We start from the raw sequence: 24,670 nt of genomic DNA on the forward strand, positions 1-24,670 counted from the left end.
TCCTTATTGGGTGGAGAGAAACACGAGTCGCGCAAGCGCCGCCAGGCCCAGGCACAGGGCCACGGCCACGGCCAGGGCGTCCTTTTTCTTGAAGCCGTCCCGTCCCCGGGGGGCGAGAAGGCCCCACTTGACCAGCACGCGGTACGCGCCGATGCCGGTATGGGCCCAGACGGCCGGGGCGAAAACCAGATAGAAGCCGATCCAGGCCCAGCCGTCCTGAAGGCGCAGGGCGTTTTTGCGGGCGGTGATGGGCATGTCGGCCAGCACGGTCCACACGTGGATGGAGCCCATGACCAGGATCGCCATGCCCGTGGCGGCCTGGACCACCCAGAACCAGGTGTCGGCGTGGCGCAGGCGGCGCGCCCCGGCCAAAAGCGCGCGCTGGCGGTCGGTGGCGAAGGGGATCTTGCGCGCGGCCAGCGCGAAGTGGGCCAGCAGCAGGGCAAAGACGAGCGTTCCACCGACCTGGGCCAGTCCCGAGGTCTCGAAAAACGCGGCCAGGCGGTCCATGGGGCCGGGGCCGACCAGCACGCTGGAGACGAAGGCCAGGTGCAGGACCATGAAAGCCGTCAGGCCGAGGCCCGAAAGCATTTGGAGCCAGTCCAGCAGGGCCGGCAGCCTGGAGGGAGCGGCGGACCCGTGGGTGACGGTGGAGGGCAGGGACATGTCGTTGCCTCCGACGAAGGGGTTGTGCCGGGCGGGAGCGGCGTTGTCTCTCGGGGATGGCGCGCGGAAAGCGTTCTTCCGGCGCGTCGCGACGTTCGGAAAAGCGGCGTCGCGCGTCTTGGAAAAACACGGTGTTATTACGCCCTGCGCAAATCGGGCGCAAGGCGTTTTGACAAAGAACCGGCGGGCCTGTAGTCCGCTTCGGGACCGGAAAGGGTTTCGCTTCGGGGGAGAGCCGGGTCGCGCCGCCCGTGGCGCGTCCGCCGCGGAGTTGGCAAAAAGACGGTCATGCGGCCTTCGGACGTAACCGAATCGGCATGTGCTTCGACACATCAGGCGGAGGAGACGTGGCCACGACACCGCACGACGACGCTGACGCCGTAAAGCGCGTTCTTGCGGGAGACACGGAAGCGTTCGACGTGCTGGTGCGCCGTCACCAGGATCATCTCTTTCGCGTGCTCTCGCGCCATCTGCCGCGCGCCGAAGTGGCCGAAGTGGCCCAGGAAGCGTTCGTGGCCGCCTATGTGGGATTGGCGGCCCTGCGCGATCCGGCCAGGTTCCGGCCATGGCTGTGCGCCATAGCGCTCAAGCGCAGCGCGGACTACTGGCGCGAAAACGCCCGACGCGGCGAGCGCAGCGTGGATTTTTCCGATCCGCGCGACCTGGCCTGGCTGGAAGACGTCTTGTCCCCGGACAGCGCCCAGGGCTATGAGGAGCTGGCCGCGCGCCGGGAGGCGGAAAAGCTCGTGGAGTTGCTCATGGCCGAGGTTTCGGTCGAGGACAGGCTGGCCCTGGAACTCTACTATACGGAAGAATACGCCGTGGCGGAGATAGCCGACATGCTCGGCTGGGGCGAATCGAAGGTGAAAGTGCGCCTGCACCGGGCGCGCAAGAAAATGGCGGCCAAGGCCAGGGAGCTGGTTGGCCGCGAGGGGGAGCGGACATGAAGGACCAAACGCGATTGGACGCCGTGTGCGCGGCCGTGGTGCAGGCCCGGCCGAACGTGGAGGTCCCGCCCTGGTTCGCGGCCAAGGTCATGGCCCACGTGCGCGAACGCTCCGCGGACATGCTCGACAGTTGGTTCTTGCGCCGGGTGGCCGCGCCGATCATGGCGGGCGGCGGCTTGGCGTCCGCGGCAATGGCCTGGGCCTGGGCCTGGTTCGGCCGGACCAGCGCCCTGGGCGACCTCTCCCGACTGTTCACCGAAGCCCACTGGCTGGGATTTTAGGCGTGAGCATGGACAAACGCAAACTCGCATGGGCCGGCATCGGCATTCTGCTGGCCGGCGTTCTGGCCGGAAGCACCGGCACGGCCCTGTACATCCGGGCGGCCCACCCCCTGCTGGGCAAGAAGGACAAGATGTCCGCCCAGGCCATCTTCATGGAACGCCTCGACTCGGCCCTCGACCTTTCCGAGCGGCAAAAAAGCGCCATAGGCCCCATCCTGGCGCAAACCCTGGACGATCTGCGCCGGGTGAAGGCCCCGTGCCTGCCCGAAGAGGAGCGCGTGCTGGCCGAGGGAGAGGCCCGCATCGCCGCCCAGCTCGAACCCGGCCAGGTGGAGAAGTTCAAGGCCCTTACCGAACGTTTCGCCGCCAAGCGCAAGGGATGGCGAACGCCCGACAAGTGAAGACATTTGACGGGTGCGGGTACAATTTGTCACCATACCGGGAAGCTCAACCCGAACCCGGTGGTATCCATGCCCACGTTGCCCGTTTTTCCCATCATCAAAAGGGCCTTTGTCTTTCTCGCCCTCAATCTGAAGACCCTGATCAAACTTTACGCCACTGCCCTGGGACTGGTCTTGGCGGCGGCCGCGTTGGGAGCGGGCGGCTACGCCCTCACCAAAACCTGGCTGGCGACCGTTCCCTGCGTGGTGTTTTGCGTCTTCGCCATAACGCCCTGCATGCTGCGCACCTATCAGTTGGCCGCACTGGGCGAGATGGACCCCTCAAGCTACCTGTCCGCCGTCTTCACCAGCCAATCCCTGCGCTACGTGGGCTACTGGCTGTTCGCGGGTGTTACCCTGACGGTCGGTCTGATCCTGGCCCTTTTGCCGGGGATGTTGGCCGGAGCGGTGGGAGAGGTCACGGTGATCAACGCCGACAAGGCCTTGTCGATTATGATTTCCGTCGGGCTCGTGATGGCTTTCTTGGTTCTGTTTTGCCCGGTCTACCTGGCGTTTCCCGCCGCGGCCCTGGAGCGCGCGCCCTCGTTCTCCCAGGCCTACGCCCTTGGGGCGCACTGCAAGATGCGCTTGTTCCTGCTCATGGCCATGCCGTGGGCGCTTTTCAGCGTGCTCGGGCAGGTGGTGGAAATGATCGGCGGTCACTACGGGGCCGCCGAGGACCTGCGCAAAACCCTGCTGCTGGCTCCCCTGAACCTGATTCTTTTTTTCATGGCCTCGGTGATCAACGCGGCGGTGTTCGCTTTGGCCTACCGGTTCTTGCGGGGCTTGCCCCATCACGACTCCTGCGGCCCCCTGCCAGGAGAGACGACGTTCTGGCCCGCGAATGTCGGTCCCGGCGGCCAGGACCAACGGAGCGCTCCGATTCCGTCCGACGCGCCGAAGCCGGACCCGGCCGATCCCGCCGCGGACGCCACCCGTTCCCCGGGCGAAGACCCCTCCGGGACGCCAAGGCACTAACGCGGGGCCCACGAAAAAACGCTTCTTGTTTTCGGGAGCGGCAACCTTCGGGCGTCCTCGCGGAGGGCGCCAGAAGGGTCGCGCGGGGTTTCCCCGCCATTGCGGGCCGGGCAGGAGCGTGCTTTTTCCTTTTTCATTCGGCTGAAAACAAACCGAGGGCGCTTTTTTCCCCCATATAGCCCTATGTGGGGTGCGGGCGGCCAATCCCTGCGTAAGATGCGGGCCATCCCCTGGCAGGGAGGCCTATGGCGTTTACGCGCAACACCGTCATCGACGCTTCGCCGTCGGGCGATTCGGTCAAGCAGGCCGTGCTCGACCTGGATTGCGACCTTACGGCGGCTTTTGACGGGCTCAACCAGATTCAGTCCGGGCTGGCGCTCAAGATCGACCAGTCCGTCTACAACCAGCCAAGCGGCGTGCCCCGTCTGGACGACGAAGGGCTCATCGCCACGTCCCAACTTCCTTCCACCGCGCCGGATCTTCCCGTGGGCCTGGTGGCGACCTTTGCCGCCGAATCCCTGCCCACGGATTGCAACTGGCTGGAATGCGACGGTTCCCAACTGCTTATCGCCGACTACGAGGCCCTTTACGACGTGATCGGCAACGCGTTCGGCCTGGGCGATCCCGGCTATTTCGTGTTGCCGGACCTGCGGGGGCGCTTCCTGCGCGGATGGGATCACAGCCGGGGGCTGGACCCCCAGGCCGCGTTGCGCCACGGCGGCGATCACGTGGGCAGCACTCAGGACGACAGCATCAAGAAACACAACCACCCCCTGGGCAACGGCGGTGGCGCGCAAGGGTCGAGCGCGCTGCTCGACTACCAGGCCTGGAACAAGTCCGGCGCGCCCTACAACGTCTACACCCTGGATATGACCATTTCCAGCGACGGACTCATATCGAGCGCCTTCGCCAACGTGCCCCAGGGCCTGGAAACCCGCCCCGCCAACATCGCGCTGCTCTACTGCATCAAATGGAGATAACCGCATGATCCTCTATTGCTACAACGCCGCCGGGGCCTACGTGGGACCGGTGTCCGCTCCGCTGTCCCCGGCGCGTCCCTTTATCGACGGGCGTCCCAACTATCTGCGACCGGCCGGAACCACCGACCAGGCGCCTCCACAAGCCGAAACGGGCCGGGCCGCGCGTTTCGACGGGCAGACCTGGACCCTGGTCGAAGACCACAGGGGCTCCCTGGTCTACGACACGTCCACCCGCTTGCCTCGGGTCATGGACGCCGTGGGTGCGGTTCCCGAAGGCTTCACCCTGAGCGTTCCGCCCTCGGACTGCCACGTCTGGGACGGACAGGCCTGGCAGGCCGACCTCGCCTTGCAACTGGCCGCCCTGCGCCGGGAGCGCAACGTCCGCCTGGCTGACACGGACTGGACCCAGATGCCCGACGTGAACATGCCCGACGAAACCCGCCAGGCATGGCGCGCCTATCGCCAAGCCCTGCGCGACCTGACCGAGAACTGGACGCCCGAAACCCCCTGGCCCGCGCTTCCCACGGAGTAATCCATGGCATACCGCTACGATCTTCGCATTGACCAGGGCGCGTCCTTTGGCCTGGACATCGAGTGCCAGGACGAAAACAGCCAACCCGTGAATCTCGCCGGATACCGGGCCGCGGCCCAAATCCGCTACCGTCACGCCGACGACAACGCGGCCGCCGTGTTTCTCTGCACGGTCAACGCCGAGTTGGGCGTGGTAAACCTGGATCTCAACGCCGCCCAGACCGCCGCCCTGGTCAGATCCGTCGGGGTGTGGGACTGCGAACTCACCGCTCCGGACGGCACGGTCAGCCGCCTGGCCGAGGGCAAGGTGGCCGTCAGCCCGGAGGTGACCCGCTCATGAGCACGCAGGTCAAGCGCATCGTGTTGCGCACCCCGGCGAGCATTGGCAGTTACGGCCAGTACACCGCCCTGCGCCAGTGCCGGGAGTACGCCACGTCGGCCCAGTCCGACAGGACCGCTTCGGCCGCCTCGGCCGCTTCGGCCCAGTCTTCGGCCACCGTGGCCCAGGCCGCCCGCGACCAGGCCGTGGCCAGCGTGGGCGCGGTCAAGGTGAGCGTGGCCGACACAACCGCCTCCACGCTCTCCGAGGCCTTGGACGTCAACGCCCCCATGGGCATGGCCATCGAGAACCCCGGCGGGGACGAACGGCTGACGCTTTCGGTTTCCGATCTTGCCGGGGCCGCGGCGGACCAGGGCGGAGCCGCCGGTCTGGTGCCGGCTCCCGCGGCGGGCGACGAGGCGAGGTTTTTGCGCGGCGACGCCACCTGGCAGTCCCTGGACGCCCAGACCCTCGGCCTGGACCTGGTGGAGAACGTTCCGGCCGTGGATCGGCGCGTGGGCGAGGCCAAGGGCGACCTGATCGCGTTCAGCGCCGCCGGGACGCCGGCCCGTCTGCCCGCCGGAACGGACGGCCAGGTGCTCGTCGCCGACAGCGGCCAGGCCTGCGGCCTCAAGTACGTGGCCCCCAGCGCCGGAGCCTGGACGACCTTCGACGCCCTTCCCGCCCGCACCGATGATTCCACCGTCTCCGTCGCAGACACCGCCGATAATCAGGCGGTTTTTGTGGCCGGGCGGCCGATCCGGTTTCGCGCCAATTCGTCCACGTCTTGGGTCTACGCCCTGGTCACGGCCTACAACGCGGGCGTGGTAACCATCGCCGGAGCGCCCTACACGGAAACCATTGGTGGTGATGCCGCCCGCGAGATGCACTCCGGCGACATGGCCCGCCTGGTACAGGAGACCGTCGCCTTTGCCGGACGCTTCGCGGCTGTGGCCACCACCCAGGCCATCCAGGATATGCTTTTGCTCCGGTACGTCTGGACGCGCGGGGCGGCGCATTGCGTGGGCTTCCGGGTGCGCCCGCTGGTGGACGATTCCGGGGCAGACCAGCCCCACGTCAACGTCTCGTGCAACGGCGCGCTGGTCGGGACGGCCAACGCGGGTGCCGGCCTGGCCGTGAGCGATGCGGCCTGGACAGCCACCACCACGGACATCTCCGCGGCCAACGCGGCGATTGGATTTGGTCAGCCGCTCGAAGTGGTCATCGACGCGGCCGGGACCAACGACGACGCGCGCGACCTCACCGTAATCGTCAACCTGGTGTTGGAGTAGATTATGGGTGTGATCGTTTCGCCTCCCAGTCAACGCGGGCGCGATCCCTACACAAAGTTGCTTCTGACCGGCGACGCCGTGGCAGACGCGTCCCTGTCGGGCCGGACCCTGACCAACAACGGCGTCACCGTGATGGACGCCACCGGAACGGACAAGCCGGCCGGTGTAGCCAAGTCGCTGTATTTCAACGGAAGCAGCGCGAAGCTGGCGATTCCGTATTCCGACGACTTCAACTTCGGATCTGGCGACTTTACCCTTGACGCGTGGGTATGCCCGTACAATGCGTTGCCAAACAACTATGCGCTGTTCCAACAGTACGTTGACAACAACAATCGGGTTGACTTTATGATTCTTGCGGGGAGTTCCCTTCGGTGCATGCACGAAGTCGGCGGGTCGCAGCATTATGTAAGCGGACCTTGTTCCGCTCTGGCAGCGAATACGTGGTCGCATCTGGCGTGGGTGCGGTCTGACGGCGCGATGCGTATATATAAAGATGGAGTGGCCATTACGTTCAGCGCCAACACGCTCACGGGGAATGAGTCCTTTTCAGTGTCTAATTCTACAGTGTATGACATAGGCTACTGGACTGTCGGCTCGTACTACTTCCCGGGCCAAATCGCCACTATGCGTGTTTCCAAGGGAATCGCCCGCTGGACGCGCGACTTCACGCCCCCGCAAAGACCCTCGTGAACGGTTTGGGCGTGCCTGGCCTGCCGGAGGGATGAAAAAGGCCCCGGAGACGGTTGCGCGTCCCCGGGGCCTTTTGCTTTCGGAGGGGTGTCTCAGCCGGCCAGGGCTTCCACACGGTCGGCCAGGGCCGGGGCCAGGGCCATGGAACTGGTGAAGGCCGGGGAGATGGCGTTCAACACGTGCAGTTCCGCCGGGCCGCTTTCGGTGAGAAAGTCCATGACCAGAGCGTTTGTTTGGCGATCCACCAACTGGGGGCGAATGCCGGCCTTGGTTGTGGGAGCCAGGTGTTCGGGCGAGAGTCCGCGCACCAGTTTGGCCGCCTCGCGGAAGAAGAAGGAGGGGCAATACTTGCGCGGTTCGGTCAGGGCCACGGAGCGAAACGTCTTGTCGGCGAGGAACAGTCTGGCGTCGCGCCAGAGAAATTCCGGGGCCTGGCGGTCGAGACCGGAAAGAATGCCGTAGTTTTCCCTCCCGAAGGCGGGAATCGCCGTGGGGCCCACGTACACGTCGCCCTTGACCGATCGGGTGAAGTGCACGCCCAGAAAGGGGGTGGCCGGATCGGGAACGGGATAGATGCTCGCCCGCACGAAGTGGTTCACGCTCGGGACCAGCAGCCGGTAGATTCCCTTGAAGGGAATGAGCATATAGCGCTTGGCCAGTCCGAAGGCATGGGCCACTTCGTCGGCGTGCGCTCCGGCGCAGTTGACCAGGCGCTTGTACCCCACCTCGCCGGCGCTAGTGGCCAGGCGTCCCGGCCCGGCCGGTCCCTTGGCGGTCACGCCGAAGCGCAGGCGCACCCGACCCGAGGCTTCCATGTCCTTGCGCAGGCTGGCCATGACCGCCTTGGGATTGACGACCGCGGTCAGCGGGGAGTGCAGGGCCTTGGACCGGGTCATGGCGAAGGGCTCGATGTCGGCCAGCTCCTTTTCGTCGATGAGGCGCACTTCGGCCCCGTTTTTCAGGGCCTTTTGATACAGGTTTTCCAGAAGCGGGATTTCGGACTCGTCCTTGGTCACGATGACCTTGCCCGAAGCGAAGAGCGGCAGTCCCCGTTCCTGGCAGTAGGCGCGCATGAGCCGGTTGCCGGCCAGACAGGTGGCGGCGCGGGCCGACCCGGGCGCGTAGTAGATGCCCGCGTGCAACACGCCCGAGTTGCGTCCCGAGGCGTGACGGGCCACGGTGTCTTCCTTGTCCAGGACCAGAATGTCCGACGCGCCCCTGGCGGCCAGTTCCCGGGCCAGGGTGAGCCCGATGATTCCAGATCCCACAATGACGATTTCGGCCTGGTCCATGAACGATATCCTTTATGTTCTTCATTGGGTGGCGTGCAAAAAGACATTTGTGCTCCCAGGGGGAAAAAAACGCAACCCCGGCTGGTCCGGGGCATTTTTCATTCGTGGTCGGGTCATATCTATGCTAGGTTTCGACTGTCATGTTCTTCCTCCATCAGAAAATCAGGCAAGTAAAGCAGACGTTGGCCCGGTGGTTCGAGGCCGTGGGACGGCTTTGGCGCGGCGCCGGCTGGCCGGTCGCGGCGGTCCGCAAGGCGCGTTCGATCCTGTCGGGCCGCCTGGGCGCGGCCTGCCTGGTGGCGCTGCACGCCCTGGTCGTCTACACCCTGTGCGGTTTTTTTCTGGTCCCGCCCGTGGCCAAGGCCATGCTGGAAGGCCGCTTGGCCACCAAATTGGGACGCCCCGTCAGCGTGGAGCGCATTCGCTTCAATCCCCTGACCTTCGACCTGATCGTGGACGGTTTCATCATGCGCGAACCGGGCGGGGCCAAGGTGTTTGTCTCCTTCGAGCATTTCGAGGTGAATCTGGACCCCTCGGAGCTTGTGGCCAGCCGTGTGGCCGTGGACCGGCTGCTGGTGCAAAAACCCTTCGTGCGCCTGGCGCGGGACGAAAAGGGTCGGCTCAACATCGCCGACCTGCTGCCCGAACCCCAGGCCGAGGATCAGGCGGCCTCGAACGCCCGGGCGCAAGACGCCCGGACCGAGAAGACGCCGGACCGGGACGCCCAGGGCGGCGGTTCTCAACCCGAGGCTTCGCAAGACCGGACCCCGTCTCCAAGCGACCGCAAGGCCGACTCCCGGCCGCAGGGGGATGGACAACCGTCCGGCGCGCCACCCACGGCTTCTGAAAACCAGGCCTCGCCACCCGCCGGCCAGTCCCGGCAAGCCAGCGCCCAGGAGGGGCCGCGAACGGTGATTTTCGCCCGTCCGGGCCTGGGATTTCGCCTGCGCGATGTCTTGCTTGCCGACGGGGGGGTGCTCTTCGAGGACGCCTTGACCGGATCGAGCCAGGAACTGACCGCCCTGCATTTTGGGATCAAGTCGCTCACCAGCGACGAGCCCGGACTGCGCGATCTGTTTTCCTCCGGCGGGGTGATCAACAAGTCCAGCGTGCAGCTCACGGTCAAGGCCGATCCCTTTGGTCCAGCGCCCGAGGCCAAGGTCCGTCTTTCGGTCAAGGACGTGGACCTCAAGCCCTACGCTCCCTACCTGAAGACCGCCGACAACCTGGAATTTCATCTGGACCGGATCGGCGTCCTGGCCGGGGTGCGCTTTCCCCACCTGGCCCAGGGCGACCGCAGCCCGGTGGTGGATGTGGACGCCCGGCTCGACGGCCTGCAACTGGCCGTGGAAGGCAACCCGGCTTTCGGCCTGGAATCCATGTCCGTGCACGGGGCCGAACTCGACCTGGGCGCGCCCGGGCTCACGGTGGAGCAGGTGGAGATTTCGTCTCCCACCCTGCGTTTCGTGCGCGACGAAAACGGCCGCACCACCCTGGACGCCCTGCTGGAATCCGTGGACCTGCCGCAAGAGCAGTCCAAGCAGCCGGCTCCCCCGTTCGGGGTGAAGGTGGCCCAGGTGGAGGTGAAAAACGGCCTGGCGACCCTCAAGGACAAGGGACTTGGGCTGGAGGCCAGTGTGGAAGGCCTGCGCCTGGACCTGGCCGATTTCGACCTCGGCGCGGGACGCCTGGGCAAACTGACCCTCAAGGGGCAGGGCAGCCATTTCGAGTCCCTGGACTGCGCGGTTTCGGGAGGGTTTTCGCCCCTTGACCTCTCGGGGAGCCTCTCCCTGGACGGCGTGGACCTGACCAAGCCCGGTCCGGTGCTGCGCCGGCTTTTGCCCAACCTGGTCCTGGCCGGCAAGGCGCAGGGCAAGGCCTCGTTCCAGGTGGGTGAAAAGGCCGGCTCCCCCACGGGCAAGATCACCGCCGATGTGTCCGCGAGCGACCTCAGCCTGTCCGGGACCGGGGGCGACAAGCCCCTGGTGGTCTTGCGCGGGCTGCGTCTGGGCGGCGTGCAGACCGACCTGGCGGGCAAGTCCGTGAACGTGGACAAGGTCGAGGTCCGTGACGCCGGGTTGCGCCTGGTGCGCGACCAGGCCGGCGATTTTACGTTGGAGCGCCTCTTTTCCACCTCTCCGGGCGGCTCCGGGGCTGCGGCGAAGCCCAGGACCGCTTCGGGCGGTTCCGCTTCGGATCAGGGGGCGGCCGCGTCGACCGCCCAGGCCGTCGAGCAGTCTCCGGGAGCGAAGGACCAGGGGAGCGCCGAAGCCAAACCGGGCGGATACAAGAACGCCAAGTCGGCCAAGGGCGGAAACGCCGCCGGCCAGGGCGCTTCCTCCGGCGCGGGGCGCTACGCCGTGCGGGAACTGGCGGCATCTGGCCTCACGGTGGACTATCAGGCCGACACCGCCGCCAAGCCGGCCCAGGTGCGGTTCGACTCGCTTTCCGTGCGGGGCGCGGGGTTTCCCTTGGCCGCCCCGGTGGAGTTCGACGCCAAGGGCCAGGCCTTCGCCAAGGGAAGTTTTTCCGTGTCCGGCCGGGCCGATCCCGTTGGACACAACGGGGCCGTGAAGCTCAATCTGGCCGGACTGTCCCTGCCGGACGCGGCGCGTCTGGTTCCCGGCCTGCCCGTCACGGTGGCCGGCGGCCTGCTCACGCTTTCCGGCGAGCTGTCCTCGTCGTTTTCCGACCCGTCGCCTTCGGCGCGCTATGTCGGCGACGTGGGGCTGAGCGGCATTTCCGTGACCGCGCCCGGACAAACGGCTCCCCTGCTCGGGCTGACGGATTTTTCGGCCCGGGGCATCGACTGCGCCTGGCCTTCCGCCGTGGTCAAGGCCAAGTCCGTGAGCTTGACCGCCCCGGCCCTGGTCCTGACCCTGGACAAGGACGGCAAGCCCGTGCTGCCGGGCGAGGCCGCAACCGGCAAGCCGGCGGCCGCCAAGACCGGCGCGACCAAAGCCCAGACGGCCAAGAAGGAAGCGGCGCACGCGGCCAAGAGCAAAGCCCCCGCCAAGGGGGAGGCGCGGGCCGAGGCCAAGGACCAGGCGTCCCTGACCCTGGATCTGGGCGAATTTACTCTGCAAAAAGGGCGTCTGGACGTGAGCTTTCTGGGGGTGAATCCTCCGGCGCGCCTGGATCTCTCCGACCTGAACGTGCAGGCCAAACCCGTAAAGACCGGCCAACCGGGCCAGCTGACCCTGTCCACGGTGGTGGGAAACGCGGGACGCCTGTCCGGCCAGGGCCAGGCCGGCTGGGTGGGCGGAGAGCCCATGCTCGACCTCAAGGCCAAGCTCGACAACCTGGACCTTACCGAACTTTCGTCCGTGAGCCGTCAGTTCACCGGCTTTCCCATCACGCGGGGCAAGCTGGGCCTGACCCTGGACTACAAGGCCGGCAAGAAGCTCTTCGACCTCAAGAACCGGGTGGTGGTGCTGGGCATTCAGCTCGGCCCCAAGGCCCGGGTCGCCGGCGGCAAGGACATTCCCCTGGACCTGGCCGTGAGCCTGCTTACGGACAGCAACGGGGTCATCACCATGGACATTCCGGTCAGCGGCGATACGGACAACCTCAAGGTGGACCTGAGCGGCGTGATATCGAGCGCCATGGCCGGGGCCTTCACCAAGATTCTATTTTCGCCTCTGGCCTTTCTCAACGTGGCCAAGACCGACGGGCGCACGGCTCCCGTGCCCTTTGAGCCGGGCACGGCCCAGCTCACTCCCGAGGGGGCCAAGACCCTCACCGAACTGGCCCAGGCCTTGGCCCAGCGCCCGCGTCTGAACCTGGAGCTTTCCAGCTATGTGGACACGGCCACGGAGACCGGAGCCTTTTCGGTGGCGCTGGCCGAGGGACATTCCGGGCATGACGGGACGGAACCCGCGCCCGGCAAGGCAAAGCCCGGGAAGGGAAAGGCCGGAGAGGAAACGTCCCCGGCCAAGGAGCCCCCGACCCCGGCCCAGGCGCAGACCGTGATGCCCCTGCCCGACGACTGGCGACGGCTGGCCGCGAACCGTCTGGAAGCGGCGCGGCGGTATCTGGTGGACGTGGCCAAGCTGAGCGAGTCCCGCGTGTTCACCATGACGGCCGATCCCTTCAAACCGCCCAAGATCAAGGGCGTCTCCGGCGCGCGGGTGGACGCCAGCCTCAAGTACTGAGGGGCGCCGCGCCCCAACCGTCGGCGCCTGGGGAGGGCGCGCGGCGCCGGGATGTTCGAAGCCGGGCGCGCGACCGGGCTTGCCGGGGCGCCCGGGCGTCTGCTAGCAGGGCGCATGTCCGCCGTGGTGCATTCCTTCGCCGTGTTCGACACCTGCCTGATCCGGGCCTACGTCCGGCCCACGGACCTGTTTTTCCTTCTGGCGGCCAGAGTCCTGCCGGACCGATCCGTCCGGGAGGACATGCACGAGTTCGTGCGTCTGCGTCTGGAGGCCCAGCGCACGGTCCAGTCCCAGCTCAAGGTCGAAACCGCCGGCCTGGGACTGGTCTACGAACGCTTTCCCCGGGACAATCCCTGGGGGCTCGATCCCGAGCAACTCCTGAGTTCCGAACAGGACCTGATCGTGACGCAGGTCGCGCCCGCGCCCGAGATCCTGGCCCGCGTGCGCGGACTTGTTCGACGCGGCGAGCGGGTGGTGTACGTCTCGGGCAGCCAGATTCCGGCGGCGGCGCTTCGGCGGCTGCTGGAGACCCACGGCTTCGCCGGCGAGGTCTATTGCTCGGGCGACACGGGCAAGGCCAAGGAAACCGGCTCCCTGTATCGCCACGTGCTGGCGGCGGAGAACGTTCTGCCCGAGGACATGGAGCACACCGGGGCCGATCTTCGGGCGGACGTTCGGGCTCCCCGCGAGCTGGGGGTGCGCGTCGCGCCCTTTGCCGAAGCCCGGCTCACCCGCCACGAGTCCAGGCTCCTGCGCTTGCACGAGGACTGCCGACCCAGCTTGTCGCGCACGGTGGGGGCCTGCCGCCTGGCCCGGCTGCGCGCTCCCGAGACTCCGGGGTTTTCCGGTCTGCGCGCCCTGGCGGCCGACGTGGCCGCGCCGGCCCTGACCGCGTTCGTGGCCTGGGCCCTGGAGGACGCCGGAGGCCTGGGCGCGCGCAGGCTCTACTTTCTGGCTCGCGAGGGCCAGGTTCTTCATCGCCTGGCTCGTATTCTTTCGCCCGTGGTGGGCGGCCCGGAACCGCGCTATCTGCACATCTCCCTGGGCGCGCTCAACGCCACGGGGCTCGAAGGCCTCACGCGAAGGGATTTCGACTGGTTGGCCCGAGCCGAAAAGGGCAAACCCGTGGGGGAGCTGCTGACCAGGCTGCGCCTGACCCCCGAGGAGGTGTCCCAGGCGGCCGGAAAGTCTCTGCCGGCCTTGTATTCCGCCAAACCGCCGTTCCGGGAATCGCTCGACGAGCTGTGGCGGATTCTCGAATCCCCCCCCGGTCGGGAGCTGCTTTCGCGCAAGTCCCGCGAGGCCGGCACGGCGCTTCTGGACTACCTGAAAAGCCAGGGGGCGCTGGACGAGCCGGTCCTGGCCGTGGCCGACATGGGCTGGACCCTGACCACACAACAGGCCTTGCGCGCGGTCCTGGCTCCCCAGGGAGCCGATGTGCGCGGCTGGTATTTCGGTTTGACCAACAAACGCCTGGGCCGAAGCGAGGCCGGACCGCACCGGGCTCTGTTCATCGAACGGGCGGCCCAGGCCGTGCCCGGATCCCTGGACAGCCTGCTTTTTCGCAACGTGTTGTTTCTCGAACGCATCTTCACCAGGGCCGACCACGGCCGCGTGCTGGGATACGCCCGGCGCAGCGGCGCGCCGGTTCCCCTGTTCGGACCCGCGCCCATGGGACAGGAGCACACCCAGGAGCTGCAGGAGACCGTCCTGGCTTTCGCCCGGAGCCTGGTCCGATTCGGCTGGAGCCAGGAGGTGGCGCTGGCCCTGCGCGAAACCGCGGTGCAGTCCCTGCGCCGTTTCCTGTCCCTTCCCGAACCGTACATGGCCCGGGCCGTGGCCGAGTTGCCCGGCGAATCGGGCCTTGGCTCCCTGTGCCGGCCCCTGACCCTGTCCGACGCCCTGCGGGCCTGGTTGCGCGGCCGGCTGGGGCTCGGATTTTCCTCGAAAAGTCCCCCCGCCTGGCTGGAGGGTTCCCTGGCCGTAAGTTCCGGCCCGGTGCGTCGTCTGTTTCAGGGCCGCAAAGGGGCCAAGCTTCTGCGCGCATACTTCGGCCTGTGAGGGCCGCGTTTCTCGAAAGACAATCAGCGAGCCAGGGCGGAGGCGCCGGCGTGCTGCTTGAGAAGAATCTTGAGCAGCGTCGCGCACATGGCGTCCATGCGGGTGAGGAAGTAGGCGGCGGCTTCCTGTTGCCGGTTCGGGTCTGGGCTGGCGAAAAATCCGGCATGGAAGCGTTTGTTGTCGAAGTCGGCGAAACGCTGGACCATGAACGAAAAGTTGTCCGCGTCGCACTGGGCGATGAAAGCCCTGGCGGCCTCGAGGCTGGTTCCCGCCTGCCTGGCGGCCAGTTGCTTGGTTTTGATCCGGGTCATCTCCTGTCGGATGTGATCGATCACGCGGTCGCGACGCCCGGAGAAGTCCGCGCGGGGCAGGGCGGCCAGGCGTTCGTCCAGCCCGTCCAGGGGGGGCAGCGCCGGATCGGGATCGAAGAGGATGGAGCGCCCCGCCAGGATGCTGGTCGGACAGAGGTTGGTCACGGGCAGGGTGGCCTGGGCGATGCGGTCGGCGAACCACTGGGCCGCGTCGAAGAAGTTCAGGGTGGTGTAGTGGAGGTGTCCGTCCAGGGTGCGCGCCGGATAGAGTTGGGGCCAGCGGCCGGGCAGGGCGGTCTTGTCGGTCGATCCCGAGCGGTGGGCTTCGTGCATGCTGCCCGGGGCGTAGTTGAGGGCGAAGGGATCGGGCGAGGAAAGTTGCACGCCGGCCAGCACGGCCTGGGAGCAGCCCAGGAGTTCCGCCAGGGAGAAGGCCGTGGTGATGACCGATCCGTGCAGGAGGAGGGACGCCCGCCTGGGAAAGGGTTGGCCGGGAAAGTTGCCGAAGAAGTAGGTTTTCGCGAAGGCGCCGCGTCCGCTGCAGGACTGGCAATGGGCCACCAGCACGCAGTGGGTGAGCTTGGCCAAGTCCGCGAAGCTCCGCTCGGACTCCACCGAGGTGTCGTTGATCACGGTGAAATGGGGCTCCACGCCGGCCCGCAGCAGGGGCTTGAGGGCGTTGTTCACCGCGATGACCACGGCCCGGTCCCGGTTGCGGCGCACGAAATCCACGCTGTCGGTCAGGGCCGGGCCGGCGGCGCACAGAATGGCCGGATACCCCGCGCAGGCTCCGGTGAGGTCGGTCAGGGTCCCCGAGGTCAGGCAGGGCAGCAGGTTCTCGTAATGGTGCTTGAAGCGGTCGTAGATGGCTTCGCGCAGCATGGGCCGGATGGGCAGGCCGCGTACGTGTTCCTGGCTGTCCAGGGGATAGATGACGTTGCGGTAGTAGAAGAGTTCAATCATCTCCTCCACCCGGCGGACGTATTCGGGTAGGGCCTCGGCCAGGCCCTCCCGGGCGAAGAACAGGGGATAGCCTTGGTCGCAGATGTCCTCGGGCAGCAGAAAGAGCAGGGGCGGAATCATGTCGTCGGGGTCGCCGGTGACGAAGAACACGTTCCTGCGGGCCAGCAGGGTGTGCGGTTTGACCGCCGAAAGGTAGGCCTCCATGCGTTCGGGGTCCGGCTCGAAGACCAGGCAAACGCCGTGCGGCCTGGCCAGGGCGGCTTCGAGCTGGGGGGTGTGGGCCGCGCCCAGAAAGACGAGCAGTTGGGTGCGGGCCATGGCCTGGGCCAGGGTGGTTCCCGCCGGAGGTTCGGCAAAGACGTCGGGCAGTTTCTCGTTTCCGGCATAGGGCCTGGCCAGGCCGGGATGGCAGTAGGCCCACAGCGGCGTGTGGTGATGAAAGGCGTGGACCTGTCCCTGGGGCGCGCTTCCCCCGCGGGAGCAGGACCTGACCAAGAGTCCGAGCTGTTCGAAAACCGCCAACGATTTCATGCCCCCCAGGCTTAGCCCATGCGGGCGTCCGGGGCAACAGCGAGGAACGCTTCGGGCGGACTTCGGGTTCGTTTCCTGCCTCGGGTCCGCTTGTCCGGGACGGCACGTCCCGGGGCGGGGAACCGGCGAAGTCCGGCCGTCTCCCCGTTGCGCCAGGCCGGGCTTTGCCGTACCGTAACCGGCCACCAGGCCGGTCCAGCCGGCCCAACCCCAACCGGACCGGTCCATGAAAGTCTCCGTCGTCGTGCCCACCTACAACCAGGCCCAGTATCTGCCCGCCTGCCTCGACTCCCTGTGGTTCCAGGACCATCCCGACATGGAGATCGTGGTGGTCGACGACGGCTCCACCGACGGCACGGCCCGGGTTCTGGAGGGCTGGCTTGCCCGCGTGGGGGCGGACACGGCTTCCTACGCCAGCCGCTACGACGAAACCTCGGACACGCTCCTGCGCGTGCATCACCCCCGCTATCCGGCCCGGGGACGCGCTGTGCGGGTCATCGCCTTCGAGACCAACCGGGGGCTGGCCGCGGCCCTCAACGCCGGCTTTCGCGCCGCCACGGGCCAGGCCGTGACCTACGTTCCTTCGGACGACTGGTGCATGCCCGGTCTCTACGTCGAACTCGTGCGCGCCCTGGAGGAAACCCCGGCCGACTTCGTCTTCGCCGACATGCTCGTGGTCAACGACGCCTTCGAGGTGGTCCGACGCTTCGACCTGCCCGACTACAGCTTCGCGCGTTCGTTTTGCGACTGGTATCTGTGCGGAGACGCCAAACTCTATCGCCGCAGTCTGCATGAGCGCCACGGCTTCTACGACGAGTCCCTCCTGGCCCACGACCACGACCTGTTCTTGCGCTTCGCCCTGGGGGGGGCGCGGTTCGTTCACGTGGGCAAGGCCCTCTACGCCAAGCGCGACCACGCCGGCGAACGCGAGGTGCACATCCACGCCCCGGAAAACTGGCGCCGCCTCATCGGCGAGTCCAAACGCCTGGTCCTCGAAGCCCGCCGGCACCTCGACTCCTTCGGGAACGGGCGGTGACCGGGACAAAACGCCATCCTTCAAGCGTCCGGCTCCCGGCCGGCGGTTTGCGAAAGCCGCGCACCCGGCGTCGCGCTTTTGACGTCCGCGCGTCCCTCGCATGCGGCCGCTTGCGCGCAACATTGCCGCGAAGCCGCGTCCCGGGACGTTCGGCTCGCCATTTGCAAGAATTTTCCGCGCCGGAATTTTCCGCCATCCGCCCCCGGCCGGAAGCCCGGGCCGATACCAGGCCGGCGGCGCGAAACCTCAGGGAGTCGAAACGGTGAGCAACCATCCACCAGGCCAAGTCTACCGGCATCCCCCCGGCGCCTTGAGCCCGCGCGGCATCCTGGACGTGGGCCTCAAATGCGTCCATTCCTGCCGGTTCTGCTACTACAGTTTCTGGGACAAGTCCGACGACCAGTTCCGGGCTTTGCGCCGAGCCGTTTTTCGGTCCGGAACCGATTGCCGGGCCATCCTGGACGGACTGGCCGACCAGGGACTTTCCTTTTACGACGTAACGGGCGGCGAACCCTCGCTGCATCCTGAAATCGTCGAGATCGTGGCCCATGGCGCCAGGCGGGGTCTGTCCGGTCGGCTCATCACCCTGGGCCAGTTCCTGGACGGACCCGACGACCTGCTGGGCCGGCTGCTGGACGCGGGCCTGACCGACTTCCTCTTTTCCATGCACAGCGTGGAGGAGGAGTCGTTTGCGCGCTTTACCGGCGGGTCCTGGTTCAGGCTGCGGCGGGCGCTCGATCGTCTGGACCGGGCCGGCGTTCCCTACGGGGCCAACACCGTCATCTTCGAGGGAAACCTGGACCAACTCGAAGCCATCGCCAGGGAAAGCGTGTCGCGCGGCGTGTACGTACACAACTTTATTCTTTTCAACGCCTACCACGAGTGGAATTCCCAGCACCGCGTGGCCGGCGTGCAGGCGCGTTTCGCCGATATCGCCCCCCGCATCGCCAAGGCCGTGGCCCTTCTCGACGCGGCCGGAGTGGCGGTGAACCTGCGCTACATGCCGCTTTGCGTCTATCCCGGCCTGGCCCGCCACGTGGTGGGGGTGCTCGGACTGCCCTACGACCCCTTCGAGTGGCGCAACCGGGCCTGCAACTTCGACCGGGGGCCGGGATTTTGTTCCGAGATCTTGCCCATCCCCGAGACCGGAGTGCGCGAAATCTTCGCCTACCGCGCGGTCGACGAGATCCTGCCCGGCGGAGAGCGCGTCGTGGGCATGCGCGGCCAGCGGTTTTCGCTCTTCCCCGGCCCCTGCGCGTCCTGCGCGGCCCGCGCGGCCTGCGACGGCATGGCTCCCAGCTATCTGGAACGCCTGGGCTCGCGCGAGCTGCGCCCCTTTGACCGGGCCGACCTGCGCGGACCGCTGCTGCGGCAACGGCTGGACTACGCCCAGGCCCACGTGGTGAAGGCGGCCCAGAAGGCGCCGCTCGCGGCCCTGCGCGGCCCGGTCCGCAAGGCGTCGGCGGGGGAGGACGCGTGAAGGTTCTCTTCGCCAATCCGCCCTGGAAAAAGGCCGAGGGCCGTTTCGGCGTGCGCGCCGGGTCGCGCTGGCCCTTCACCATGCCCACCAGGGACGAAACCACTCTGCCCTATATTCCCTTTCCCTTTTTTCTGGCCTACGCCGCCGCCCTGGCCGAGGAGCGAAGCGACGCCGAGGTGCTGGCCGTGGACGCCATCGCCGAGGGCCTGACCGTCCAGGCCTACCGGAAGCGGGTGGAAGACTTCGCCCCCGACGTCCTCATCGCCGAGACCGCCCTGGCGTCCTTCGACCACGACCTGGCCCACGCCCGCGCGGCCAAGGCCGCCCTGCCCGGGGTGGTGTCCGTCCTGGCCGGCCCCCAGGCCAGCGTGGACCCGGCGGCCCTTCTGGCCAAACACCCGGAGGCGGACTTCTGCCTGGTGGGCGAATACGAGTGGACCGCCCTGGAACTGATCGAGGGCCTGTCGCGACCCGGCTTCGACCCGTCGGCCGTGGCCGGCCTGGCCTGGCGCGACGCCTCGGGCTCGCCCAGGGTGAACGCCCGCCGGGCGCTCGGGGACCTGGCCGACCTGCCCTGGCCCGCCTACCGCCATTTTCCCATGACCCGCTACAAGGACTACTTCTGCGGCATCTCCGGCCTCATGGTGAACATGGTGGCCAGCCGGGGCTGTCCGCATCGCTGTTCGTTCTGTCTGTGGCCCGAGGTCATGTACGGCGGGCACGCCTACCGGGTGCGCGACCCGCGCGACGTGGCCGACGAGATGGCCCACCTGGTGGCGACCTACGGGTTCAAGACCGTGTATTTCGATGACGACACCTTCAACATCGGCAAGCGGCGCGTGCTGGCTCTGGCCGAGGAGATCCGGCTGCGCGGGATCGAGGCGGACCTGGCGGTCATGGCCAGGGCCGACTCCATGGACGGGGAAATGCTGGACGCCCTGCGCGCGGCCGGTCTGGTGGCGGTGAAATACGGCGTGGAATCGGCCAGCCCGGACATTCTGGCCCGCTGCGGCAAGGGCCTGGACCTGGAAGCGGCCAAGCGCACCATCCGCCACACCCGGTCGCTTGGGGTGAAGACGCATCTGACCTTTACCCTGGGCCTGCCCGGAGAGACCGTGCGAACCATGGGAGACAGCTTGCGCCTGGCCCTGGAGCTGGACCCCGATTCCCTTCAGGTCTCCCTGGCCACGCCGTTTCCGGGCACGCCTTTCCACGCGTTCGCCGTGGCCAACGGTTTTCTCGAAGCCGACCGGGTCGACCTGTTCGACGGCAGCAACCGGGCCACGGTGCGTACCGAGGCCCTGACCAGCCGGGAGTTGGAACAGGGCCTGCGCGTCTTCCAGGAGACCTGGAAAGCCCATCGCCAAGCAAAGGAGCGGACTCGTGCCGGGGGTTAGCCTGTACATTCCCTGTTACAACGCGGCCGCCTACCTGGACCGGGTGCTGGCCGCCGTCATGGCCCAGACGCATCCGATCGAGGAGGTGCTCGTGGTGGACGACGGCTCCACCGACGCCACCGCGGCCCTGGCCGAGCGCTGGACAAACGCCCGCTATCCTCTGCGGGTGGTGCGTCATCCTGGCAATCTGGGCCTGGCGAGCGCCCGCAACACCGGAGTGCGCGAGGCCAAATGCGACCTGATCGCCGCCGTGGACGCCGACGTGGCCCCGCAGCCCGACTGGCTGGAGCATCTGGCGGCCGAGATGACCCCGGACGTTTCGGCCGTGGGCGGCGAACTGCGCGAGACCTACCGGACCGTCCTGGCCGACCGCTGGCGGGCCCGGCACATGCTCCAGCGCCGGGGGCCGGAGCGCATTTGGCGTCCGGCGTTCGTCTGGGGCTCCAACTCCCTTTTTCGCCGCCAGGCCATCGTGGACGCAGGCTACTACAACGAGCGGTGCCGGACCAACGCCGAGGACGTCAAGCTCTGCGAACTCATCCGCGACCGGCACGTGCTGGTGTACCAGCCCAGGGCCCGGGCCATGCACCTGCGCCGCGACACCGTGCCCTCGGTGATGAAAAACTTCTGGAAGTGGTACTATTACGGCTGCTTCAGCGCGCCTCGGGTCGGGCGGGCCGCGCGTTCCAACCTGCGCCACGCCGGACGGCTGTGGGGCATCCTGCGTCGCGACGTGGCGGACCGGGACTGGGGATGCCTGGGCGTGACCCTGGCCCTTTTCCCCTACGCCCTGGGCATGGACTGGATCGACCTGGCCCGCCGCGTGGGCGAGGAGGACTGATGCCCCGGCTCCTGCTCTACGACCCCCTGGCCATGGGCCACCACCTGATCTATGCGGAAAATTTCGTCGAGTGGGGGCTTTCGCGCGGGTTCGAGGTGCATTTCCTGGGGCTGCACTACGAAGGCGGCCTCTTTCACCGCCGCTTCGCCGACCATCCGCGCGTGCGTTTCCACGCCTTCGACCCGGGCCGCTTCGCCCACCGGGCCGATTTCAAGGCCCTGGTGCGCGAACTCGGGGAGACCGGCTTCTATTACGACCGGCTCAGGACCATTCTCTTCGACGACGACGGCCCGGCCGTGCAGGTGGCCGCGCTCAAGGACATGCAGGCCCGGCTCGAACCGGACCTGACGCTTGTGCTCTACGGCGACGAGATGTGGGACCAGTGGGAAGCCATGGTCGGCCGGGGCGAGGGGTTTCCCCGCCCCACGTATTTGTGGCTGCTCTACGCCTCGGGCCTGCGCTACGACCCTTGCGGGCTGCATTCGCGCGACCTGCCGGATTTTCTCGCTCGCCAGCGACTGTTTACGGCCGTGGCCACCAGCGACGAATACCAGGCGGCCGCCCTGGACACCCCGGACGGCGTTCTGCGCTACGTGCCCGATCCGTACCGCCGCCTGGGACCGCCCGAGGACCTTGCGGACGAGGAGCGCGAGCGCCTGGCCGGACTGCGCGCGTTTCTGGAAGCCGGAGACGGCCCGGTGCTGCTCGTGCCCGGCCTGTTGGAGGCCCGCAAGAACGCTTCCTGGCTCTTTGATCTGGTGGAAGAACGTGACGACCTCTCCCTGGTGGCCCTGGGCCGGCGCAACCTGCCTTTGGAAGAAGACCGGCGGGCAGCCCGGCTTTTTGCCCGCCTTGCGGACCAGGGCCGGTTCTTCGGACTGGCCGACTATGTGCCGGACGCGTTTCTCGAAACCGCCCTGCAAAGTCCCCGGGTGCGCATTTTGCCCCTGCCGTACCGCCGCCACGACATTTCCTCGGGCATCCAGCTCATGGCTCTGCGGGCCGGTCTGCCCTGCCTGGTCCCGGACAACGGGTTGACGGCCCGGCGCACCCTGGAGCACGGCCTGGGCGAGGTGTTCGCCCACGAATCGGCCGAGGATTTTTCCCGGGCCGCCCGGGCGCTGGCCGACTACCCCAGGGAAGAACGCGCCCCGGCCTGCCGGGCCTTTGCCGAACATTTCACTCGCGAGGCCTTTTTCACCGGCGCGGACCGCTTCTTCGGCCTGGGCGCGCCGGCCGGTCCTGACCCTCTGGTTTTTGACGCCGCCCGGCGCAACCAGGCCCTGTTGCAAGCCGAACCCCACGGCCCACGGGCGTCGGCTTGGTATTTGCATAAAGCCCTGTCGTTGCGCGAGGCGCGCCGCTCCGAAGAGGCCCTGGCCTGCCTGGACAAGGCCGCCAGCCTGGCTCCGGAAGCCACCCGGCCCACCTACCTGCGGGCCGCGCACCTCGAAGAGGCCGGACGCGCCGGCCTGGGGCGTCCCCTGCTGGAAACCCTGTGCAGGGCCCGGCCCGACCACCCGGATGTCAAGGCCTGGATCGACGTCCAGAGCGACCTGGTGGTCAAGCGTTTGGCCACGAGTCGCGCGCGCGTCGAACATTTGGCGGGTCTGGCCCGCGACCTGGGCCGGGAGGAGGCGTTCGTCGCCCTGCTGGACGTGTTGAGCGACCGGGTGTGGTATCACATCCACCGGGGTCGCCACGACCTGGCTCAGGCCGTTTTGCTGGACGTGCTGACCGTCGCGCCGCGAACCGCGCCGGCTGTTTCGATTCTGGCCCTGAACCGGGTCGTGGCCGGACCCGGCGCTTCGGGCCTGCTGTCCTGGGAGCGGCTTGAGCATCTTTTGGAGGAAATCTTGGCGCACAACCCCGAAAATATCGCCTGCCTGCGCACCAGGGCCGAGCTGCTGGTGGGATCCGGCCGGCTGGAAGAAGCTATCGCGATCTTCGGCCACCTGGCCGAAGATCGCGGGGAGCCCTCGGCCTATCTGAACCAGAGCGACATATTGCGCCGGGCGCTGCGTTTTGACGAGGCCGAGGCCGCCTTGGACAAGGCCGTGGCCCTCGGGGTGTGCGATCAGGCCTTGCGGGCGCAAAAGGCCGAGCGCATCGCGGCCGCCAGGCTGGAGGCCGAAGCCAGGGCCGGCGCAGCCGAAGGGGCGGACATCCTGCTGCCGGGCACGCTTGCGCCCGGACCGGGCAAGAAGATCGCCGTGGTGGACTTGCTCTTTGGCTGGCCGCCCCACGGCGGGGCTCCGCGAGACATCTACGAGGTCTTTCGCCACCTGGCCAAGACCCATCACGTGCGCTTCATTCTGCCCGCCGTGAAGGACGGCCTCATGACCAGGGGCCGAATCGAGGCCCGGCTGCCTTTCGAGACCCAGCTCGTGGCCATGACTCCCGAAGAATACACCGACGCCACGGTGGGCCGAAAGCTGCGCCAGGCCGTGGACGCCTTCGCGCCCGACGCCGTGTACGTGGGCGACGGCTGGGCCATGAAGCCGGCCGTGGTGGCGGCCCTGGCCGACTACCGGCCGGTGGTGCGCTTCTATGCCTACGAGGTGGCCTGCTTTCGGGGGGCGGGCGAACGCTTCCGCCAGGGCGAGCCCTGCCCGGACAGTTGGCTTCAGACCCTGGACCCGGCGCATCACCGCCGCTGCATCGAGTGCTGCCTGGACTATTTCACCCAGGAAAACCCCCGCGAGGCCTTTTTTCGCCGCGAGCTCGTGCACGCCGGGGCTTTCGAGGCCGGCTACCCCGAATTCGTGTCCCGCACGTTGGGCAAGGCCTCGGCCATTGTCTGCTACAACCGGGCCATGGCCGACATCCTCTCGCGCCACAACCCCGAGACCCACGTGGTGCCTTCCGGGGTGGATCTGGAACGCTTCGCGCCCGTGGACCGGGCCGAAGTGACGCCCGGACAAATTCTTTTCGCCGGCCGGGTATACGACGCCAAGAAGGGATTTTCCTGGGCCCTGGAGGCCTGCGACCTGCTCGCCGCGAGCGGGGTGGAGTTTTCCCTGCTCACCACCGGGGTGGGCAAGCCCGTGACGCGCGACTACCTGGAAAACGTGGGCTGGATAAACGACGACGCCAAGCTGGCCGGGCTCATGGCCCGTTCGGCGGTGTGCCTGGTTCCGTCGCTTTGGCCCGAGGCCCTGGGCATGACGGCCATCGAGGCCATGTCCTGCGGTCGGCCGGTGGTGGCCAGTCGCACGGGCGGACTGGGAGAGCTTTTTACCCACGGGCGCCAGGGGCTCTACGTGGAGCCGGGCGACGTGCGCGGTTTGGCCGCGGCCCTGCGGGAGCTTCTGGAAAACCCGGAGCGCGGCCACGCCATGGGCCTGGCCGGGCGCGCCCTGGCCGAGGAGCGCTACGGGTGGGAATCCGTGGTGCAAGGCGGGGTGCTTCCCCTGCTGTTTCCCGACCGGACACGACAGGCGGAGGATTGAGATGTTCGAAAAAGAGTTGGCGGCCATC

Annotated in this window: 19 protein-coding genes; 16 read left to right on the forward strand and 3 right to left on the reverse strand. The window is 67.6% G+C overall.

Annotated elements, in window-relative coordinates; genetic code table 11:
• Window positions 1-3: 3 nt before the first annotated feature.
• Window positions 4-666, reverse strand: coding sequence for a succinate dehydrogenase/fumarate reductase transmembrane subunit (locus ACYQ01_RS13900; protein WP_459934457.1), 663 nt, complete (start codon window positions 664-666; stop codon window positions 4-6).
• A 347-nt stretch (window positions 667-1,013) separates the two neighbouring features.
• Between ACYQ01_RS13900 and ACYQ01_RS13905 the strand changes: the two genes are divergently transcribed.
• The 9 genes from ACYQ01_RS13905 to ACYQ01_RS13945 all read left to right on the forward strand — a co-directional run bounded on the left by ACYQ01_RS13905 (window position 1,014) and on the right by ACYQ01_RS13945 (window position 7,124).
• Window positions 1,014-1,613, forward strand: a complete 600-nt coding sequence (locus ACYQ01_RS13905; protein ID WP_459934458.1) for an RNA polymerase sigma factor — start codon at window positions 1,014-1,016, stop codon at window positions 1,611-1,613.
• Complete coding sequence (locus ACYQ01_RS13910) at window positions 1,610-1,894, forward strand: hypothetical protein (RefSeq protein WP_459934459.1); 285 nt, start codon at window positions 1,610-1,612, stop codon at window positions 1,892-1,894. Before ACYQ01_RS13905 ends, ACYQ01_RS13910 begins: the two co-directional genes overlap by 4 nt.
• An 8-nt stretch (window positions 1,895-1,902) precedes the next feature.
• A complete protein-coding gene (locus ACYQ01_RS13915; protein ID WP_459934460.1) occupies window positions 1,903-2,295 on the forward strand; it encodes a hypothetical protein in 393 nt (130 codons plus the stop codon).
• Between the two features lie 69 nt (window positions 2,296-2,364).
• Window positions 2,365-3,312, forward strand: a complete 948-nt coding sequence (locus ACYQ01_RS13920; protein ID WP_459934461.1) for a hypothetical protein — start codon at window positions 2,365-2,367, stop codon at window positions 3,310-3,312.
• A gap of 245 nt (window positions 3,313-3,557) precedes the next feature.
• The gene (locus tag ACYQ01_RS13925; RefSeq protein WP_459934462.1) at window positions 3,558-4,292 is read left to right on the forward strand and encodes a phage tail protein; all 735 of its coding nucleotides are present in this window, start codon (window positions 3,558-3,560) and stop codon (window positions 4,290-4,292) included.
• A 4-nt stretch (window positions 4,293-4,296) separates the two neighbouring features.
• Window positions 4,297-4,824 (forward strand): tail fiber assembly protein, encoded by a 528-nt coding sequence (locus tag ACYQ01_RS13930; RefSeq protein ID WP_459934463.1) that lies wholly within the window; start codon window positions 4,297-4,299, stop codon window positions 4,822-4,824.
• Between the two features lie 3 nt (window positions 4,825-4,827).
• Window positions 4,828-5,163 carry a hypothetical protein gene (locus ACYQ01_RS13935; protein ID WP_459934464.1) on the forward strand — a complete coding sequence of 112 codons (336 nt, stop codon included), beginning with the start codon at window positions 4,828-4,830 and terminating at the stop codon, window positions 5,161-5,163.
• The gene (locus tag ACYQ01_RS13940; protein WP_459934465.1) at window positions 5,160-6,434 is read left to right on the forward strand and encodes a hypothetical protein; all 1,275 of its coding nucleotides are present in this window, start codon (window positions 5,160-5,162) and stop codon (window positions 6,432-6,434) included. Before ACYQ01_RS13935 ends, ACYQ01_RS13940 begins: the two co-directional genes overlap by 4 nt.
• Window positions 6,435-6,437: 3 nt before the next feature.
• Entirely contained in the window at window positions 6,438-7,124 is a 687-nt protein-coding gene (locus ACYQ01_RS13945; protein ID WP_459934466.1) for a LamG domain-containing protein, read from the forward strand.
• 92 nt (window positions 7,125-7,216) lie between these two features.
• On the opposite strand, the gene lhgO is transcribed toward ACYQ01_RS13945, so the two are convergent.
• Complete coding sequence (lhgO, locus tag ACYQ01_RS13950; protein ID WP_459934467.1) at window positions 7,217-8,416, reverse strand: L-2-hydroxyglutarate oxidase; 1,200 nt, start codon at window positions 8,414-8,416, stop codon at window positions 7,217-7,219.
• 140 nt (window positions 8,417-8,556) lie between these two features.
• On the opposite strand from lhgO, the gene ACYQ01_RS13955 reads away from it, so the two are divergent.
• Both ACYQ01_RS13955 and ACYQ01_RS13960 read left to right on the forward strand, forming a co-directional pair.
• Entirely contained in the window at window positions 8,557-12,570 is a 4,014-nt protein-coding gene (locus tag ACYQ01_RS13955; RefSeq protein ID WP_459934468.1) for a DUF748 domain-containing protein, read from the forward strand.
• Between the two features lie 114 nt (window positions 12,571-12,684).
• Complete coding sequence (locus tag ACYQ01_RS13960; RefSeq protein ID WP_459934469.1) at window positions 12,685-14,631, forward strand: hypothetical protein; 1,947 nt, start codon at window positions 12,685-12,687, stop codon at window positions 14,629-14,631.
• A gap of 23 nt (window positions 14,632-14,654) precedes the next feature.
• Here ACYQ01_RS13960 and ACYQ01_RS13965 read toward each other — a convergent pair whose 3' ends face one another.
• Entirely contained in the window at window positions 14,655-16,436 is a 1,782-nt protein-coding gene (locus ACYQ01_RS13965; RefSeq protein ID WP_459934470.1) for a 6-hydroxymethylpterin diphosphokinase MptE-like protein, read from the reverse strand.
• Between the two features lie 226 nt (window positions 16,437-16,662).
• Between ACYQ01_RS13965 and ACYQ01_RS13970 the strand changes: the two genes are divergently transcribed.
• The 5 genes from ACYQ01_RS13970 to ACYQ01_RS13990 all read left to right on the forward strand — a co-directional run bounded on the left by ACYQ01_RS13970 (window position 16,663) and on the right by ACYQ01_RS13990 (window position 24,642).
• Window positions 16,663-17,472 carry a glycosyltransferase family 2 protein gene (locus ACYQ01_RS13970; protein ID WP_459934471.1) on the forward strand — a complete coding sequence of 270 codons (810 nt, stop codon included), beginning with the start codon at window positions 16,663-16,665 and terminating at the stop codon, window positions 17,470-17,472.
• A 262-nt stretch (window positions 17,473-17,734) separates the two neighbouring features.
• The gene (locus ACYQ01_RS13975) at window positions 17,735-18,952 is read left to right on the forward strand and encodes a radical SAM protein (protein WP_459934472.1); all 1,218 of its coding nucleotides are present in this window, start codon (window positions 17,735-17,737) and stop codon (window positions 18,950-18,952) included.
• Window positions 18,949-20,349 (forward strand): B12-binding domain-containing radical SAM protein, encoded by a 1,401-nt coding sequence (locus tag ACYQ01_RS13980; protein ID WP_459934473.1) that lies wholly within the window; start codon window positions 18,949-18,951, stop codon window positions 20,347-20,349. The genes ACYQ01_RS13975 and ACYQ01_RS13980 overlap by 4 nt, the downstream gene beginning before the upstream one ends.
• Window positions 20,336-21,190, forward strand: a complete 855-nt coding sequence (locus tag ACYQ01_RS13985) for a glycosyltransferase family 2 protein (protein ID WP_459934474.1) — start codon at window positions 20,336-20,338, stop codon at window positions 21,188-21,190. Before ACYQ01_RS13980 ends, ACYQ01_RS13985 begins: the two co-directional genes overlap by 14 nt.
• On the forward strand, window positions 21,190-24,642 hold the full coding sequence (locus ACYQ01_RS13990; protein ID WP_459934475.1) for a glycosyltransferase: 3,453 nt from the start codon (window positions 21,190-21,192) through the stop codon (window positions 24,640-24,642). Before ACYQ01_RS13985 ends, ACYQ01_RS13990 begins: the two co-directional genes overlap by 1 nt.
• Window positions 24,643-24,670: the final 28 nt, after the last annotated feature.

Source organism: Fundidesulfovibrio butyratiphilus, assembly GCF_054657235.1.